General features: G+C 47.6%; 13 protein-coding genes and 2 tRNA genes. 10 read left to right on the top strand and 5 right to left on the bottom strand.

Going from position 1 to position 17,989, the window contains the following annotated elements:
* Window positions 1-106 precede the first annotated feature (106 nt).
* From SAPGRDRAFT_RS09435 to SAPGRDRAFT_RS09420, 4 genes are all read left to right on the top strand, one after another.
* Window positions 107-2,443 carry an ATP-binding protein gene (locus SAPGRDRAFT_RS09435; RefSeq protein WP_002658991.1) on the top strand — a complete coding sequence of 779 codons (2,337 nt, stop codon included), beginning with the start codon at window positions 107-109 and terminating at the stop codon, window positions 2,441-2,443.
* Entirely contained in the window at window positions 2,433-3,275 is an 843-nt protein-coding gene (locus SAPGRDRAFT_RS09430; RefSeq protein WP_002658989.1) for a DNA-binding response regulator, read from the top strand. Before SAPGRDRAFT_RS09435 ends, SAPGRDRAFT_RS09430 begins: the two co-directional genes overlap by 11 nt.
* Window positions 3,276-3,334: 59 nt before the next feature.
* Window positions 3,335-3,406: transfer RNA gene (locus SAPGRDRAFT_RS09425), tRNA-Glu, on the top strand.
* Window positions 3,407-3,436: 30 nt separating this feature from the next.
* Window positions 3,437-3,508, top strand: a tRNA-Glu gene (locus tag SAPGRDRAFT_RS09420).
* Window positions 3,509-3,555: 47 nt separating this feature from the next.
* Here the strand turns inward: SAPGRDRAFT_RS09420 and SAPGRDRAFT_RS09415 are convergent.
* Together SAPGRDRAFT_RS09415 and SAPGRDRAFT_RS09410 are read right to left on the bottom strand one after the other, a co-directional pair.
* The gene (locus SAPGRDRAFT_RS09415; protein WP_002658987.1) at window positions 3,556-4,305 is read right to left on the bottom strand and encodes a hypothetical protein; all 750 of its coding nucleotides are present in this window, start codon (window positions 4,303-4,305) and stop codon (window positions 3,556-3,558) included.
* A 179-nt stretch (window positions 4,306-4,484) separates the two neighbouring features.
* Complete coding sequence (locus tag SAPGRDRAFT_RS09410; protein WP_002658985.1) at window positions 4,485-4,871, bottom strand: acyl-CoA thioesterase; 387 nt, start codon at window positions 4,869-4,871, stop codon at window positions 4,485-4,487.
* Between the two features lie 354 nt (window positions 4,872-5,225).
* Between SAPGRDRAFT_RS09410 and SAPGRDRAFT_RS09405 the strand changes: the two genes are divergently transcribed.
* Window positions 5,226-7,049, top strand: a complete 1,824-nt coding sequence (locus SAPGRDRAFT_RS09405) for a tetratricopeptide repeat protein (protein ID WP_002658983.1) — start codon at window positions 5,226-5,228, stop codon at window positions 7,047-7,049.
* Between the two features lie 81 nt (window positions 7,050-7,130).
* Here the strand turns inward: SAPGRDRAFT_RS09405 and SAPGRDRAFT_RS09400 are convergent, their stop codons facing one another.
* Window positions 7,131-7,715, bottom strand: coding sequence for a WG repeat-containing protein (locus tag SAPGRDRAFT_RS09400; RefSeq protein ID WP_002658982.1), 585 nt, complete (start codon window positions 7,713-7,715; stop codon window positions 7,131-7,133).
* A 512-nt stretch (window positions 7,716-8,227) separates the two neighbouring features.
* Here SAPGRDRAFT_RS09400 and SAPGRDRAFT_RS09395 point away from each other — a divergent pair.
* The 5 genes from SAPGRDRAFT_RS09395 (at window position 8,228) to SAPGRDRAFT_RS09375 (ending at window position 13,991) form a co-directional block, all read left to right on the top strand.
* Window positions 8,228-8,548 (top strand): hypothetical protein, encoded by a 321-nt coding sequence (locus SAPGRDRAFT_RS09395; RefSeq protein ID WP_002658981.1) that lies wholly within the window; start codon window positions 8,228-8,230, stop codon window positions 8,546-8,548.
* Between the two features lie 197 nt (window positions 8,549-8,745).
* Window positions 8,746-9,060 carry a hypothetical protein gene (locus SAPGRDRAFT_RS22920; RefSeq protein WP_002658979.1) on the top strand — a complete coding sequence of 105 codons (315 nt, stop codon included), beginning with the start codon at window positions 8,746-8,748 and terminating at the stop codon, window positions 9,058-9,060.
* 409 nt (window positions 9,061-9,469) lie between these two features.
* A complete protein-coding gene (locus SAPGRDRAFT_RS09385; protein ID WP_002658974.1) occupies window positions 9,470-12,238 on the top strand; it encodes a 2-oxoglutarate dehydrogenase E1 component in 2,769 nt (922 codons plus the stop codon).
* Window positions 12,239-12,294: 56 nt separating this feature from the next.
* Window positions 12,295-12,858 carry a hypothetical protein gene (locus SAPGRDRAFT_RS09380; protein ID WP_002658973.1) on the top strand — a complete coding sequence of 188 codons (564 nt, stop codon included), beginning with the start codon at window positions 12,295-12,297 and terminating at the stop codon, window positions 12,856-12,858.
* A 38-nt stretch (window positions 12,859-12,896) separates the two neighbouring features.
* Window positions 12,897-13,991: a mannose-1-phosphate guanylyltransferase gene (locus SAPGRDRAFT_RS09375; RefSeq protein WP_002658971.1), complete on the top strand. Its 1,095-nt coding sequence runs from the start codon at window positions 12,897-12,899 to the stop codon at window positions 13,989-13,991.
* Window positions 13,992-14,717: 726 nt separating this feature from the next.
* On the opposite strand, the gene ccsA is transcribed toward SAPGRDRAFT_RS09375, so the two are convergent.
* Both ccsA and SAPGRDRAFT_RS09365 read right to left on the bottom strand, forming a co-directional pair.
* Complete coding sequence (gene ccsA, locus SAPGRDRAFT_RS09370; protein WP_002658970.1) at window positions 14,718-17,228, bottom strand: cytochrome c biogenesis protein CcsA; 2,511 nt, start codon at window positions 17,226-17,228, stop codon at window positions 14,718-14,720.
* Between the two features lie 45 nt (window positions 17,229-17,273).
* Window positions 17,274-17,690 (bottom strand): cytochrome c maturation protein CcmE domain-containing protein, encoded by a 417-nt coding sequence (locus SAPGRDRAFT_RS09365; RefSeq protein WP_002658968.1) that lies wholly within the window; start codon window positions 17,688-17,690, stop codon window positions 17,274-17,276.
* Window positions 17,691-17,989: the final 299 nt, after the last annotated feature.

The raw sequence follows: 17,989 nt of genomic DNA, 5'->3' as shown, positions 1-17,989 counted from the left end.
GACCAAGTTTTTTGAGCGCAGCGAAAAAAGCGAAGGGCCGAGCAGACCTGCGAGCCCTAAAGCGTAGCGCCTGCCGCAGGCAGGAGGCCCCAAAAAATAAAAAAACATGAGAAGGTTAAGATACATCTTGTACTGTTGTTTGTGGGCTTCTGTTTTGCTGGGGCAAGACAGTTTAGTTTGGGAGCAAGAGTTGGAGCTCTATTTGGGGCAGGCCGAGGCCTTATATCGGAAAGACCGGCGGAAGGCCATGGATATTTTGAAGTTTGCGGAGAGCAAGGCGAAAAGCCAGAAAGACAGTCTTGCTTTGGCGCGGATTTACAACAACATGGGGCATAGTTATCGGCATTGGGGCTATACCTATCGGGCGGCAGAACTATTTACCAACAGCTACATTTTGATGAAAAATGTGGGAGAGGAGCAGTCTTCGGGTTTTGCGTTAATAGACATAGGTAATTTATACTACGACCTAAAGAAATATGAAGAAGCCCGGTCCTATTATGAGGGGGCCATTAAAATTTTTAAGCCTAGCGAGGAAGCGGGGGCAAGGGGGCTAGAAACTGCTTATAACAACTTAGCTTTATTGGCTGAGCAGAAGGGGGGTTATTCTGAAGCCGAGCAATATTTTCGGAAAGCATTGAGGTCTAGAGAGCAATTTCAGGACTCCTTTTTACTGGCTCATTCTTATTTTTATTTGGGGCGTTTGGCCTTGGTTCAGAAAAAGGGGGAGCAAGCCGAGCGATTGGCAAAAAGCTCTATGGCGCATCGTTCAGGCGGGCAGTTGGCAGGGCGTTACGACCTAGAATTTTTGCCCATTGCCCAGCACTACATTTTGGGAGAAGCCTTTCATTTGCAGCGGCAGATGGACAGTGCCGAGCATCATTTTTTACGTTCTATAGCCTTGGCAGAGCCCCACCCTCAATTGAGTCCCTACTTCTTAAAATCCTATTACAGTCTAGGGCTACTTTTTAGAGAAAAAGGCGATAAAAAAGAGGCTGAAAAACTTTGGAAAGCCGCCTTAAAGAAAAGCCAAGCCCTTTCCTTTTTTGATGAAAAAGAGCTGCTTTGGAAAGCCTTAATCTCCTTATATCGAGAAGAAGAAAACTATGCGGCCATGGCGGCGGCTTATGAACAGCTCTATGATTTGGTCAAGCGGCAGACGCCGGGGGCCTCGGAGAGCATGTTGCGTTTTCATGCCGAGTGGCGAAACTACAACAGCCGAGAAAAGCTAGCCCAGCAAGAGCAGGCCTTGGCTCAGGAGCAAAAAGAGCAGCGCATACAGTGGTGGATTTTATCGGTTATTGCTTGTTTGCTAGTTCTGTTGGCAGTATTTGTTGTTTTGCTCAATAAGAAGAGCCGAGAAGTGAGTCAGAAAAACATTAGCTTGAGTGAGCAAAACCGCACCATTGCGCGCAAGCAACAAATTATTAGTGAAAATGCGGAAGAGCTAAGAGAGCTGAACGAGACCAAAGACCTCTTGTTTTCGGTCATTGCCCATGATCTGCGGGGGCCATTTAATAGCTTGACTGGTTTTTCTAAGCTTATGCAAACCTACATACAAAACAACCGTTGGCAAGAGCTAAAAACTTCTTTTCAGATTTTGGATGAATCTTCTCAGCAGGCCTACTGGATTTTTGAAAACCTATTGGGTTGGATACAAGGGCAAACGGGCAAACTAGAGGCCGACAGCCAAGACATTGACATTCGGCCCATTGTAGAAGAGAGCTTGCGTTTGCTCAGTAGCATGCGTTTACTTAAAAACCTAAACATTTACCAGGACTATGTATCGGCCTATGCCAAAGCCGACCCCTACATGCTGCGCACCGTTTTGCGCAACCTACTAACCAATGCCATTAAGTTTTCCTCGGAAGGGGGAAATATCTATATTCGTAGTTGGGAGGAGGAAAATCTATTGTATATTGAGGTAGAAGATGAAGGCGAAGGCATGAGCAAAGAAGCCATTCATAAGCTCTTTCAGACCCAAAAGCTACAGACCAAAAGCAAAAGCGTTTCGGGTTTGGGGCTCATCTTAGCCAAGCAGTTTACGGAATGTATGCAAGGGCAAATTAGCATTGAGAGCCAAGAGCAAAAAGGCAGTATTTTCCGCATTAGCCTGCCAGTTGGCGAACAAGCCCAGGTGCCCGTTCCCCAAAGCATGCACCCCCATAAGCAAACAGCCATTGCCCCCTCTCCGGCCACAGATGCCCAAAGCTTTATGCAAGAGCATCTGCTTGAGTTGAAAAACTGCCTTGCGCCTTACCTAAGCGAGCTCCATAGCCTGAGCGTTTATGAGGCCTCCGCTTTGCGCAAAATAGTAGAACAGCTACAAGAAACCCCAAAAAATGACTTGCCCCTACAACAGTGGTGCAAGCTCTTACAACAAGCTATTTACAATAGCGACCAGCCCCTTTATGAACAACTAACTACTCCTCTTTATGCCCTCTGAGTACCAATATAGTCTTCTGATTGTAGATGATAACCCCCAAAATCGTCTGCTTGCTGTAGAACAGCTCATGCAGCAAGAAGAAACCTATAAGATTTTAGCCGCTCCTTCTGCAGCTATTGCCGACAAACTACTAGAACGCTACGCCATTGACCTCATCCTGCTCGATTGGGAAATGCCCGGCACCAATGGCATTAGCTTTTTGCAAAAACTCAAAGCCCACCCCCAACAGCAAAATATTCCCGTTATTATGTATACCGGCATTATGACTAGCCCCGAATCTTTGCGAGAGGCCCTAGATGCTGGTGCCGCCGACTTTCTGCGCAAACCCGCAGACCCCATAGAATTACTCGCCCGCTGCCGCTCTATCCTCAGCCGAGACCAATATTATAAGGCCCTTATACAAGCCGAAGAAGAACGCTCCCGCTTTAAGCTACAAGAACTCTCCGCTAGCCTGATCCAAATTGCCCAGCAAAAACGATTGCTCAAAGAAATTTTAGATGAGCTAGAACAACTAGAAAGCCATGGGCCCCTGCTCCAACTCCAACAAAAAATTAAACATAAACTCAAAGTAGAAGGCAATTGGACCGAACTCCAAAACAGAATCCAACTGCTGCATCAAGAGTTTATCAACAAACTAGAAAGTACCCACCCCAACATTACAAAAGAAGAATTGATCTATTGTACCCTGATTTACATGGGCCTAGACCAAAAAGAAATTATGGATATTCTAGACATCTCTCCAGAGTCAGCCCTGCGCAATAGATACGGCCTTCGGCAAAAAATGCAACTGCACAGCCAAGAACGTTTAGAAGAATATTTGAAAAATATTTAGAAAAAGTTGTGAGTTCTCAAATAGCTTGTTATATTTGCATCCGCTACAACGAAAGTTATGGCCCATTCGTCTATCGGTTAGGACGCCAGGTTTTCATCCTGGAAAGAGGGGTTCGACTCCCCTATGGGCTACTTTTTTAGTTCTTTTTTGAACGCCATTATGGCCCATTCGTCTATCGGTTAGGACGCCAGGTTTTCATCCTGGAAAGAGGGGTTCGACTCCCCTATGGGCTACGCTTCCGACCTCAGTCAGCTTTATGTTGGCTGGGGTCATTTTTTGTTTAGGGGTAGCTGCTCCAAGGCCGAGGCGGGTTTTTCTTGCTTGCTGGCCGACAAAAATGGTCCATATAAAAGAACAAACATTTTTTCCCCCAGGCCAATAGCTGCTCCTCCTCTGTTTTTGGGCCCTCTATGGGCTTAAAATAACGGCGGACATGCCGTCTGAAATTCTTACTCTTAGAAAGCTCGGCCCGAATGGCCATATAAGTAGCCCCCGAATTGGCGTAGCTCAGGTGTTGCAGCCAGCGCAGCTCCCACTTTCGCCAAACGCCATCTACCTTACAATTGGCCCCCAAGCTATTCAAAGCGCGCTCTATGGGCCGCATATTGCCGTAATGCACCTTCACATGCATACAAATGTTGGCCGTTGCCTGATGCGGAATAGTTGGGGCCCAAATAGCTTCCCAAAGCTCTTCTAATACATCAGCCGCCTGCCCATAACTAAAATTAGCCAGTTCTTCTTTGCTCACGGGCCGGCCCAGATGCAAGCTAGCCGCACAGGCGCTAATATCTCTAAATGTGCCCACCAACTGCCCCTGCCCTGCCCGACAGCTGGTCCAGTTACTGCCGTCTTTAGGGTTGGGATTATGCATGCCGTTATTGCTGGCCTTGGTCAATTTGACCCGAAAAGGCGTTTGCATATAGGTCTCAAAACTGGCCTGCGGAAAAAACACCCGCAGCAATCCCTGCCCCCAAATCCATTGAGGCAAGAGAAATAAAACAGTACCAATAATTAGTTTAGGGGAAATCATAAGTTTTGTTTTTTGGGGCCTCAGCTGCGCTGCGCTTGCTGCGCTACGCTTTGGGGCTCGCAGGTCTGCTCGGCCCTGCGCAGGCTTCGCCTGCTGGGTCTGGCCTGCGGCCACCCCGCCGCATCGCTAGGCCAAAATGAGGCCTGGCCTTAAGGCAAAATAATACTGCTTCCTAGCGCTTAATCTAAAACGGGTATAGGGTTGCGGTCCTCATCTATGGCCACAAAACTAAAGCAACCGTTAATGGCTAGCTCGCGGTTGTCTTCATACATTTCTTCTAGGTAAATCCGGACGTCAATATCTAGGCTGGTACGCCCCACCTTGCTCACCTTGGCCACAAACTCGGCTAAAGTGCCCGCTGGAATAGGATGATTAAAATTGACTCGATCCGAGCAGATGGTCACCACTCTTTTGCGGCAAAAGCGAGTAGCACAGATAAAAGCCACTTCATCCATCAGTTGTAAAGCCGCCCCACCAAAAAGCGTATTATAATGATTGGTGGTATTGGGAAAAATAGCCTTAAATATTCTGGTGGTCGATTGTTCTTTACGTTCTTCTAAGGTCATTTCTTTTGTTTTATGAACTCCTGTTCAGCATGAAAGAATAGAACGAAACTAGGCCTTTTTTGGCAGTTCTAGTAAAAAGCGGGGGCCGCGGCCCTTAATAAAAAACTAAAGGGCCGCTATAAGCGAAGCATTCAGAACAATTTTTGCGGCAAAAGGCTTACATTAGACAAAGGGCCTATTCTGGGTCCAGAAAGCGGCGCAGCCGCTTGGCTGAGGGATGGAAAGCAGGGCCGCCGAAGGCGGCAGACCAAGGCGCTGAAAGCGCCGAAGGGCCGAGCGAACAGCGAGCTGCGACACAGCCCGACCCGCCCAAAGGGCGGGGCAGCCCCAACTCATTATGAATCTTGAACGACTATGTATAAGTATCTCTTTTTGGCCCTTTTTATTTCGGCCATCTCTCCTACTTTTGGGCAAAGCTTTAACAATGCCCAAAAAGCCAGACTTTGCCTACAATATTACCGCAATGGCGAATTTGAAAAAGCCGCTGCCTGCTTTGAGGAACTGCACAACAAAGACCGCAGCCACGACTACTACTATGAGCGTTATTTGAGTGCTTTATTTGAGTTGGAAAACTATAAAACGGCAGAAAAAGTAATTCGGCGGGCCATCAAGGCGAGTCCAGAAAAACTAGAACGACGGGTAGATTATGGGCGGCTTTATGCTCGGCAGCAAGAAATGGAGAAAGCCGAAAAAGAGTACAAGCGGGCCATTAAGGAGCTAACGGGCAACCAAATTCAGATTACGCGTTTGGCCAATGCTTTTCAGCGGCAAGACCGGCATGCCGAGATGGTGGCGACCTATGAAAAGGGAGAAAAGCTATTGGGGCAGCCAGGGGTTTTTGCCTATCAGCGCGGAAATGCCCATCGTTTGGCGGGCAATCCCGAGGAAATGGTCAAGGCCTATTTGGATGCCATTGAGGCCGTGCCGGGTCGCTTGACCAATATACAGGCCTTTTTGCAGCGGTATTTGCCCGAGATGACTGGCAGTTATGAGGTACTAAAAACAGAGCTTTTTCGGAGAAGCCAAAAAGATGCAAACAACAGCCTTTATCCTGAAATGCTCGTTTGGGTTTATGTGCAAGAAGAAGACTTTGAGAGTGCATTGCTACAAGCTCGGGCGCTAGACCTTCGTTTGCAGGAAAATGGTTCTAGAGTCTATAAGCTAGCCCAAATGGCCCTAAATGAAGAGCAATATCAGGCCGCCTTAGATGCCTTTGCCTACATTGTGGAAGAAAAAGGCAAAAGCTCTATTTATTACATCAATGCCAAAGAGCAAATTCTGTATACCAAGCGCAAGCAGCTCAGCAAGGGCTTTGCCTATACCGAAGAGCAACTAAGAACTTTGGAGGGCGAGTATAAAGCCTTTTTGAAGGAATTTGGGCAAAATGCGGGCACCTATGGCATCATGAAACAGCTAGCCGAACTAGAGGCCCTCTACCTCAATGATTTGGGGCAAGCCATTCAGATTTTGAAAGCTGCCGTAGAAATGCCTCGCTTGGACCGGCAGCGCTTGGCCGAGGCCAAAATCCAGTTGGGCGATTACTTCTTGATGAACCAGGAAGTTTGGGAGGCCAGCCTGCTTTATAGCCAAGTAGATAAGGACCAAAAAGATAGCCCCTTGGGCGAAATGGCCCGTTATAAAAATGCAAAACTCTCTTATTATAAAGGCGACTTTGAGTGGGCCCAAGACCAGCTCGAAATCCTAAAAGGGGCCAGCTCTGAGCTCATCTCCAACGATGCCATAGATGTTTCGGTCTTTATTATGGAGCACTACAATTTAGATACAACGGCCAACAGCATGCGTCTTTTTGCCCAAGCCGAGCTAAAAATCTTTCAGCATCGCTTTGAAGAAGCCTTTTCGCAGATGGATAGCATCAAATTGCTTTATAAAGGGCACGGACTAGAAGACGACATCCATTTTGCTAAGGCCAAGGTCTTTTTGCAAAAACTGGATTATAGCAAAGCCCTAAGAGAACTAGAGCAAATTGTGGCCAACTACCCCGAGGGCATTTTGGTAGATAACGCTCTCTTTCAAATGGCCCAAATTTATGAAGAGCGACTTAATCAACCAGAGAAAGCCATGCCCCTCTACGAGCAAATCCTCATGGAGCATATGGGCAGCTACTTCACCGTAGAAGCCCGAAAACGCTTTAGGAAATTGCGTGGCGATGGCGTATAAATAGAAAGCCCGCAGCTTTTGGCTGCGGGCTTTTTCATTACAAATCCTAAATATACTTATGCTTGTTCTTATGTTCTTTACTTAGCGGCTAGCTTGTAGGCCCTGCTCCAAATTGCTGGGCAAAGTCGTCAATTCGCCTTTTTGGTTCAAATTGTACCATTGGCCATCTTTTTTGACCATAGCCAAGCCATTTTGGCCAAAACTGCGGACCGCCTCAAACTCTGCAGGCACAATCAAAGCGCCCTGCTCATTGATAAAGCCCCATTTTCCATTGATCTGAACCGCAGCAGCAGCCTGCTCAAAACGGCCCACCCAATCAAAGCGGAAACTGCTAATCTTACGGCCCTGCTTATTGATAAAGCTCCATTTGTTGCCCTTGCGAATAGCCGCATAGCCATTTTCAAAGGGGCGGATTTCCTCATAGCGAGGAGCAATAATTTCTACGCCCTGTGCATTGACAAGGCCGTATTTATTGTATAATTTGGTCAAAGCTACGCCCTCTTGATAGGCAGAAACTACCTCGGCCCCACTGGCCGTCTCTTCCCCAATGGCAGTCACTTCAATAGCAAAATCCTCATTGCTGTATAGCGCCCAACTAGCCTGAGCAGAAACGGACTGAAAACCGATAAACAAAGCTAGAGCGAAAAAGAAATTACGAAAATTCATAAGGGTGAAAATTTGAGTTGGAGATATTTGTATCTGTTTATTTTTGGGAGCTGTTTTTCCCTTTTGCTAACACAAAGGTAGGGCAAGCCCAAAGCTAAGGCAAGTTCTCTCGACCTCAAGCCCCCTTTTTCCGACCAAAACCCACTAAAAAACATGCAGTTACAATGGCTTGCCCAAAGATAGACCTTAGATTCTTAGGCCAAAAAGAAGAGCCAAGAAATTTTAGGCCAAAAAGCAGCAAATAGAAATATAAACAAGAAGCCTACCTGATCAGTACAAAATATTATTTTATTTTCACTTTCATTTTAAGCAAGCCACCAAATTAACATTGGCTTTACAAGCCTTAATTTTAAGGCTAAATTGGGAGGATATTTGCTGCAGCAAGAGGGCCAAAAAAGAAAAAAAGGGCCTAGCGCCTATGTTAAACTTTAATTTTGTAATTTTATATTCTGCCTAATTTTCATAGGCCAAAGGGGCCAAAAATCGGGCTTCATCAGTTAAAAATTTGTCTTATGCGTATTCTATCTACTCTATTTTTTTTGTTGCTCAGTCTGAGTTTGTGGGCCCAAAAGTCTGAAAAGCAAGAAGCCTTTGAAAAAGGCCAGCAGATCAAGAGCTCGGCGGTACAGCTAGACAAAAGCAAGCTACAAAATTTGCGTTCGGCCCCGACCATGCAGATGTATCAGCAGGGCACTAATCAATCGATAAAGGCGCCGACGCCTCTGCGGCAGCTGCAAGATGTCGAGCAACGCAGCAGTGAGGATGGCCGCCCCTCTAAGCGAGAAGAGCTGCTTTTGCTCGAATTGAAAAACCAGGCAACGCCCAAAGAATAATTCTTTTGTATTTTGGGGCTGCCCCTGCGGCCTGACGGCCTTGGGTCGGGCTATGTCGTGGCTCGCAGGTCTGCTCGGCCCTGCGCCAGCAAGCTGGCTGGGTCTGCGGCTGCGCCGCCCCACTTTCTATCCCTCAGCCGGCTCGCTGCGCTCGCCTGCCCGCCGCTATTATTATTTTGGACCAAAACGAGAATATCATGAAATACCTATTTATTGCCCTTTTCCTTTTGGGCAGTTCGGCCATTTTTGCCCAACATAAAACCGCCCCCATACAAGAAGGCGATCAGCTGAAGGTAGTGCCTTCTAGCCAACTACAACAAAGCAATCAGGCCCTCAGCCGCCGTTCGGGCCAAAGCAACGCCAAAAGCAACAACCAGCTGCTGCTGGGCAAACGCAAGCCGAATGATAGCCAAGCCGCCGTTCGGGCCCGTCTAGATGGCCGCCCCTCGCCTAGAGAAGAACGCATTTTGGCCGAAGAGCGCAGCAAAGCCCAACAAGCCGTAACGGAGTAATTCTGCGTTTAGCAGGGCGCAAAGCGCCCGCAGGCTGAGGGATGGACAGCAGGGCCCCAAAGGGGCAGACCAAAGGCTTTTGAAGCAAAGCGAAAAAGCCTGCAGGGCCGAGCAGACCTGCGAGCTGCGACACAGCCCGACCCGCCCAAAGGGCGGGACAGCCCCAAAAAAAGAAACAAATAATATAGAAAAGAAGCAAAATAAAAGCCTGTCTGACTTCCATCTATAAATAGATTTTTATATATTCATTTAGCTATTAGCTAAACCCTTAGAAACTGAATAGTTTTTGTGCACAGAAAAGCAAAAAGGGCCTTACTAATAGGAGAATGATTTTCTATATTTACAAGATATTGACTAGGCCTAGTTTTAAGGCCTAAATGATTATCAACAACGCATAAAGCAGCTGAAAATGAGCTACTCTTTTATTTCCAATGCCCATCCAGGTTATATTGACAACTTGTACAAGACCTATAAGGAGAACCCTGAAGAGGTGGCCGAGGGCTGGAAACAATTTTTTGCAGGATTTGATTTTGCCATTGAGCAGGGGGCCGCAGGGCCTACCGATAGCATTGAAGGCGGGCTGTCTACCAGCCAACTTCAGAAAGAATTTGCTGTATTGGGACTGATTCACGGTTATCGTCAGAGAGGGCACCTCTTGTCTACAACCAACCCCGTACGGCCCAGACGTTTTCGTTTCCCTAATGTCGACTTGGCCAACTACAACCTCAAGGAGGAAGATTTGGAGCAAAGTTTTATGGCTGGGGCCGAAATCGGAATGCCCAATGCCAAATTGAAGGACATCCGCAACCGACTGATTGAAGTTTATTGTGGCAATATTGGCGTAGAATACAGCCATATTGAGCACCGTGACAAACGTATGTGGCTCCGCGACCGTATGGAGCAAAGCCAACCTAAAAAGGCTTATGACCTGAGCATTTCTCAAAAGCGCCGCATTTTGGAAAAGCTCAATGGGGCCATTGGCTTTGAAAACTTTTTGGCCAAGAAATATGTGGCCCAAAAACGCTTTGGTCTAGAGGGTGGAGAAACGACAATTCCTGCTCTAGATGCCATCATCTGTAAAGGCGCAGAAGAAGGCGTAGAAGAAGTGGTTATTGGCATGGCCCACCGTGGTCGCCTCAATGTTTTGGTAAACATTATGGGCAAAACCTATGACCATATCTTTAGTGAGTTCCAAAACGTCATGCCCGAAGAAACCTTTGGCGATGGCGATGTGAAATATCACCTAGGTTATGCCTCTAAGTATCCCACCCCTTCTGGCAAAGAGGTCCATATGAAATTGGTGCCTAATCCCTCGCATCTAGAGGCTGTAGGTCCTGTAGTGCAAGGTTATGCCCGCGCCCAGGCCGATGTCCTTTATACCTCTGACTTTGACAAGATTCTGCCTATTCTCATTCATGGAGATGCCGCCGTTGCTGGACAAGGAGTGGTCTATGAGGTGGTCCAAATGAGCCAACTAGAAGGTTATTATACTGGTGGAACGATCCATTTTGTCATTAACAACCAAGTTGGATTTACTACCGACTTTGAAGATGCTCGCTCTTCTACCTATTGTACTGGAGCTGCCGCCTTGGTGCAAGCCCCCGTTTTCCACGTCAATGGAGATGATCCCGATGCCGTTATTTTTGCCGCTACCCTAGCTGCAGAATATCGCCAGAAATTTAATACGGATGTCTTTATTGATATGGTTTGCTACCGCAAACATGGGCATAATGAGGGAGATGATCCCAAATTTACACAGCCCAAGCTCTATGAGTTTATCAAAAATCATCGCGACCCTCGCTCCATCTACCTCGATCGCCTTATTGAACAAGGGGCAATTGAAAAAGAAATGGCCGAGCAAATGGATAAAGAATTTAATACCTTCTTGCAAGAGCGCTTTGATCGGGTAGAACAAAAAGAAGTAGACTATACGCTTCAGGCCCCAGAAGTAGCCTGGAGCCAATTGCAAAAGAAAACCTCTTGGGAAGATTATCTAAAATCTCCCGATACGGCTATTTCTGAAGAGCAATTGACCTATATTCTCCATAACCTACAAGAGATTCCCAAGGACTTTAATATGCTCTCTAAGTTTAAGCGGATTCTTAAGCGTAGCCAAGGCCATATCAAAGCAGGCCAATGCGACTGGTCTATGGCCGAGCATTTGGCTTATGGCTCTTTGCTTTTGGAGGGACATCCTGTACGCATGAGTGGACAAGATGTTAAGCGTGGGACCTTCTCGCACCGCAATGCGGTCCTCTATGATATAAAAACCAACGAGCAATATAACCGCCTCAATCATCTAAAAGAAGATGAACAAGCCGAATTCCGCATTTTTAACTCTCTACTTTCTGAGTTTGCCGTTTTGGGCTTTGAGTACGGCTATTCTTTGGCCTCTCCGGATAGCCTAGTGGTTTGGGAAGCACAGTTTGGCGACTTTGTCAATGGTGCCCAAACCATTATTGACCAGTTCATTACTTCTTCTGAAAGTAAATGGGCCCGCATGAGCGGTTTGGTCATGCTTCTCCCTCATGGCTATGAAGGCCAAGGCCCCGAGCACTCTTCTGCTCGCCTAGAACGCTTCTTGCAAGCCTGCGCAGAATACAATATGACTGTAGCCAATGTGACTACACCCGCCAACTTCTTCCACCTCATCCGCAGACAATTGGCCCGCCCCTTCCGCAAGCCACTGATCGTGATGTCGCCTAAGAGTTTGCTCCGTCACCCAAGTTGTATTTCTGACTTTAAAGACTTTACCGTTGGTGGTTTCCAAGAAACCTTTGATGATGCTAGTGTAAAAGATGCCAGCAAAATCAAAAAAGTACTTTGCTGTACAGGCCGCCTTTACTACGACCTATTAGAGAAGAAAGAGAAAGAAGGGCATGACGATATCGCTATCGTTCGCCTAGAACAACTCTACCCCTTCCCGCAAGCACAGGTCAATGAATTGATTAAGAAATATGCCAACGCCAAATTCTTCTGGGTACAAGAAGAACCCTCAAATATGGGGTCTTGGCAATATCTCTTGGCCTTCTACCGCAACTATGATTTGGGCCTCATTGCCCGAAAATCTAGTGCTTCTCCAGCCACGGGATACAAAAAACAACACAATCAAGAGCTAGAAGATATACTTCAACGAGCTTTTGCACCTATAGAAGAATTGGCGCAAAGCCATAAATAACGTAACTTTAGGGGCCGCAATACTGCGGCCCTTTTTTATGTATGCACCTTTGCCCTATGTCTATACTATTTACCTTCATTGTACTGATTGCCGTCTTGGCCCTAGTTGCTGCCGTTTTTGCCTTTATGCTCCCCCAGTCTTGGCGCATCGAAGAGGTGGCCCAACTCGCCGCTAGCCCCAAAGAACTATTGGCCCTATTCCAAACCCCAGCCAATTGGCCCGATTGGTCCGCCTGGACCAAAGAACAAGGCTACTCCTTCTCTTTTGAAGGCCCAGAAGTAGGCCCCGGCGCTATGATGTTCTGGAAAAGCAAACAGATTTCCGCCAAACTTATTATTACCCAAGCCAATGAACAACAAATCAATTTTGAGCTGGAGATTGACCGCTCCCCACTCAAAATTCAAGGCATTATGGCCCTCGATAATAGTATTCCCGACTATACCCAACTCGCTTGGCGCCTAGAAGCCGACCTCCCCCATAATAGCAAAGATCCCCTCGGACGATACCAAGCTTACTTTCTCAAAAATTACTTTAAGACTAGCCTTCTTTATAGCCTCCAACGCCTAGAAGCCGATTATGGCTTTTTTGAAGATGAGGAAGAGGAAGATGTACAAAACTAGTCATTTGGGCCCTGGCCCTACAATCAGATCTTATTTATATGCAGTTATCTAACGACTATGTCTTTATTATGGCTGGGGGACTCGGCACTCGATTTTGGCCCGCTAGCCGCCATAGCTTACCCAAACAATTCCTAGATGTTTTGGGCGTGGGCCAAACGCTCCTCCAACTAACCGTTAAGCGCTTTGAAGCCTTTATCCCTAAGGAAAATATCTTTATCGTTACCTCTGAGGAACACGGCCAACTGGCCCTAAATCAATCTGGCCTCGCCCCTCAGAATATCATTATGGAGCCCGCCCGCAAAAATACAGCGCCCTGTATCGCTATGGGCATGCGCTTCCTAGAACAAATTAACCCCCAAGCCCGGGTGGTTCTCGCGCCCTCCGATCACCTGATTCTCAATGAGGCAGAATTTGTTAAAAAACTACAGGAAGGTCTCGATTTTGTGGGCCAAAATGATGCGCTTCTCACCCTCGGTATCCAACCCCACTACCCCAATACGGGCTACGGCTATATTCATTTTGATGCCCAAGCCCAAGGCAATATCTCTAAGGTTAAGCAGTTTACCGAAAAACCCCAGCTAGAAAAAGCCAAGGCCTTTTTGGCCGGCGGCGAACATCTCTGGAATGCTGGGATCTACCTCTGGTCGGTACAAACTATCCAAAAATCCTTGGCCAAACATAGCCCCAGCCTCTACCAGGCTTTCCAAAATTATGAGGGCCAACTCCAAAATAAATTGGCCGTTCCAACAGGTAGCGCAGCCATCTATGAGCAAATAGAAAGCATTTCTATTGATTATGCCGTGAGCGAAAAAGCCGATAATATCTATACCCTACCCGCCGATATCGGCTGGTCTGATGTGGGCACCTGGCAGGCCCTCCAACAAGTGGCCCCCAATAAAGATGAGGATAATAATCTGGTCCTCGGCCTCGATAAACAGCAATGCCAACTCAGCAATAGCAAAAATAACCTGCTCTATAGCAGCCAAAACCGCCCCGTCATTCTCTACGATCTAGACAATATGCTGGTGGTCGATGAACCCCAATTGCTCCTCTTGGCCCCCCTCTCCGCAGAACAACATATCAAGGAGATTCGCCAAGCTGCCGTAGACCAATGGGGCGAGGATTTACTCTAAGCTATTTTTTTGGGGCCCGCGGCCAGCTAGGCTTCGCCTAGGTTGGCCGCCGCTATGCTACGGGGCTCACAGGTCTGTTCGGCCCTGCGGCGGCTTTGCCGCCTTGGTCTGGCGCTGCGCGCCACCCCTCCGCAGCGCTGGGCCTGCGGCGCTTTGCGCCTGCATCAGGCAAAAACAACTGCCCAAATAGCTAGAGATTTAGCCCTAGCCACTGAAAAAGGCGCAAAACTTAGGTTTTGCGCCTTTTTTCAGGCCCATTTGTTAGCATTTTGTTAAAAATGGAAAAAACGCAACAAAATGAAAAAAGACAAAAGTTAGGTCCAGCGCTAAACCAGTTAGGTTCAGCGCTAAACTAGTTAGGTCTAGAAGTAAACCAGTTAGGTCTAGAGGTAAACCAGTTAGGTCTGGAGGTAAACTAGTTAGGTCCAGGGCTAAACTAGTTAGGTCCAGAGCTAAACCAGTTAGGTCTGGCGCTAAACTAGTTAGGTCTAGAGCTAAACTAGTTAGGTCTGGCGGCAAAGCCGCCTGCATGGCCGAAGGCCAAACGGCCTAGCGATGCGGAGGGGTGGCGCGTAGCGCCAGACCCAGGAGCCGAAGGCGACGCAGGGCCGAGCAGACCTGCGAGCCCCAAAGCGTAGCGCCGCAAGGCGAAGCCGCAGCGGAGGCCCCAAAACAAAAAAAGGAGCAGTAAAAAATTACTACTCCTTTTGCTCTATCAATTAAAGATTAGATCTCTAGCTTTTTAGATTTTATTTTCCCCATCCGTTGAAACATGCCCATCAGCAGGCCAATCATCATCATGATGGAGCCGATCCAGACCCAATTGATGCCAGGAAAGACCAAAGCTTGGACCACCACATAGGCTTTTTCGGGACTATGGCTACGGACATCAAACTGCATTTTCATCCGATCTTTGCTTTCGGGCAGTACCTGAGCAAAACGGAAATCGAGGCCCAGTTCCTTTAGCTCAAAAGGAATATTGAGGGGCCGATTATCTCGGATATACAAAAAGGGTTTAGCCAAATAAAAGCTATCCGAATTGAGTTCGTAGACCTTGAGAATGGCCGTAATGGGAATATCGCCCTCCTGAAACTGATAGGCTTCATTTTGGGGTAATTCGGTCCCAATTTTATCAAAAACCACATAATGACTGGCCGTAAAAAAGGTATCGCCCTGCTCAATAATATGCGACTCCCATTTGGCGGCTTCTTCCTCTTCTTTGCTGGCCTCGGGGTCTTCAAAGGCCCAATGCGGAATGGCCAAGGTAAAGATATCTTTCTCGAAATAATGCCGGGTATTTGGGTTGGCCGCACGGAACTTAAACTTGCCCTTGGGCAAAGAATCCCGAATCACATTGGGCGAGGTGCTAAACTCCTCTATGATATTGCCTGCAGGGTCCTTTTTAGTAAACTTCAGCTCAAAAAACTGCTGATTGCCCTCGGCCCAATCGCGGCTATATTCTACCGTATAACCATCGGCAATAGGGACCGGCTGCCCCTTGACCACCAAAACATTCTTATTCGATTGCGGATTGATATCATTGACCTCAATAGAGGTAAATCCCTCTGAGATGGGCCGTTTGAGGGCGCCAGAAAAGACCACGCCCACCATCAACAAACCAAAACCAATATGGGCCACGGGCGCTCCCGCCACCTTAATATTGCCTCGGAGAACCGAAACGATATAGTCTAAATTCGTAATCACGGTAAAAATTCCACTGCCCACCAGCAACCAATATTGCCAAGCCACAATAGAAGACCAAAGCATCAGGGGAACGGTAATTAGGGCTGAAAGCAGAAAAACTCCCCCCAAATGAATGCCCAAAAATCGGCCAAAAGAAGCCGAAATCTCTCGGCTACGATAGCGCAAAAGCACCGAAATACCCGATAAAAAGCCAATCAATACGCCAATCCACAATTGGTAGCGATTATGATGGGCCACCTCATCTTCGGGGGGGGCAATATTGGTAATATCGCCGCCGCCAAGAAGGGAAGAAAAGGCATCCGCCAATTTATTCCAAACGGGAATAGAGGTGGTAGCCGTAATCAAAACCGAAGAAAACAGCAGGACCAAAGCCCCCACAAACATCCAAAACTCTCTGGAGTAGCTGCTCTCTTCCTTTGCTACAGCGGGAATCTCCTTTTTGGCCTTAACATAAAGGACCAAAGGCCAAATACTCACGGCCCCCATAAAGAGAATCAACTGCCACTCTAGGCCCATTTCGGTAAAGGCATGCACCGAGGTTTCGCCCAAAACCCCCGAGCGCGTCAAGAAAGTCGAGTAGACAATCAGCACAAAGCTCAGGATAAAAAACAGATAAGTCGAGCGTATCGAATGCGGGCTATTGCGGGCCACCAAGGCCGTATGCGTGCCCGCCAACATAATAATCCAAGGGACCAAAGAGGCATTTTCTACGGGGTCCCAGGCCCAATAGCCCCCAAAGCTCAAGGCCTCATAGGCCCAGGCGCCTCCCATCAGAATACCCGTACCGAGGATAGCGCCAGAAAAAAGCGACCAAGTCAGGGCTGGCTTAATCCAAGCCTTATGCTCTCTGGTCCAAAGTCCCGCAATAGCAAAGGCAAAAGGCACTAAAGTCGAGGCAAAACCCAAAAAGAGGGTGGGCGGATGAATAGTCATCCAGTAATTTTGCAAAAGCGGATTCAGGCCACTGCCCTCAATCGACTGCAAATAATTGGGCATATTAAAAATGGGGGCCTCATGCACATTACGCAGCAGCACAAAGGGGTTCGAGCCGATGCGGTCGTCTCCCTCGCCAAAATAAAAGCCCAAAATCATGGAGGTCAAAAAGGCCTGCACCAGCCCAAAAACGGCCAATACGGGCGCCTCCCATTTGTCTTTTCGGCTCATGACAACAAAGCCCAAAACCACATGCCAAAACATCCAGAGCAAAAAGCTGCCCTCTTGGCCCTCCCAAAAGGCCGAAAAAATATACTGAAAGGGCAGGCTGTCGGAGGTATGCCCCCAAACGTATTCATACTCATAATAACGAGCAATCATAATGTAAAACAACAGCCCAATCACGCCAAAAACACTCAGGCCATGAATGCCAAAGCCCCAGCGGCCAATCCGTTTCCAATCTCTACTTTTGGCCAAATCTGCTCGGCTATTAGTGGCCCCAGCATAGGCCCAAAGGGCCAAAAGGCTACTCACAAATGCCAAAACAATCAGGCTGTGCCCAATTATTCCTGGCCACAAATGTTCTCCTTCGTAATTCATCTTCCCTAAATCAACTTACTAAAATAGAAAGCTCCTCAAGCCTCCTTATTTACTTACTACCTGCCTTGCTTTTTGGCTCTGCAGCGCCTGGTCCTGATACTTAGACGGACATTTTAGCTGCATATCATTCGCAATAAATTGACTGCCCTGCATGCGGCCCGTCAATACAATCTGCTCCGAACGCTCAAAATCTTGCGGCTTGGCCATCTGCGCCACCACCTTTTTGATCGTCCCCTGCTCATCTTCCATATAAAAAGAAAAAGCATTGGCATCTTTTTCCGGATTATACACAATCGGGCGGGCATCATCTACCACCAACTGCCCCACAATCTGATGGTTGCGGTCTATTTCTTTCATAGCTACCGAAAAATCACCATAACTTTGGTAATCGCTAGCCTGTGTAATCAATACTCCAATAGCGGCGGCAATGACAATCAAAGCCAAAATTTGCATCTTTTTCATATCCTATCGTTTTTATCTCTACTATGATTTTGTTTTGGGGCTGTCCCGCCTTTCAGGCGGGTCGGGCTATGTCGTGGCTCGCAGGTCTGCTCGGCCCTTCGCGGGCTTCGCCCGCTCGGTCTGCGGCTTCGCCGCACCACTTTCTATCCCTCAGCCGTTGGGCCTTCGGCCCAGGCGGCTTCGCCGCCCAAATTGGCCCACAAAAGTACAATTTTTTAGGCGTTGGGCCAGTTCATCGCCCCATCTTTAAATCCTTGTTAAGTACAGCAAAACCCCTAAATAGAGCTGTTTGCCCTTAA

It is taken from the genome of Saprospira grandis DSM 2844, assembly GCF_000275825.1.
Lineage (GTDB): Bacteria > Bacteroidota > Bacteroidia > Chitinophagales > Saprospiraceae > Saprospira > Saprospira grandis_A.
This window is presented reverse-complemented; position numbering and strand designations above follow the sequence as displayed.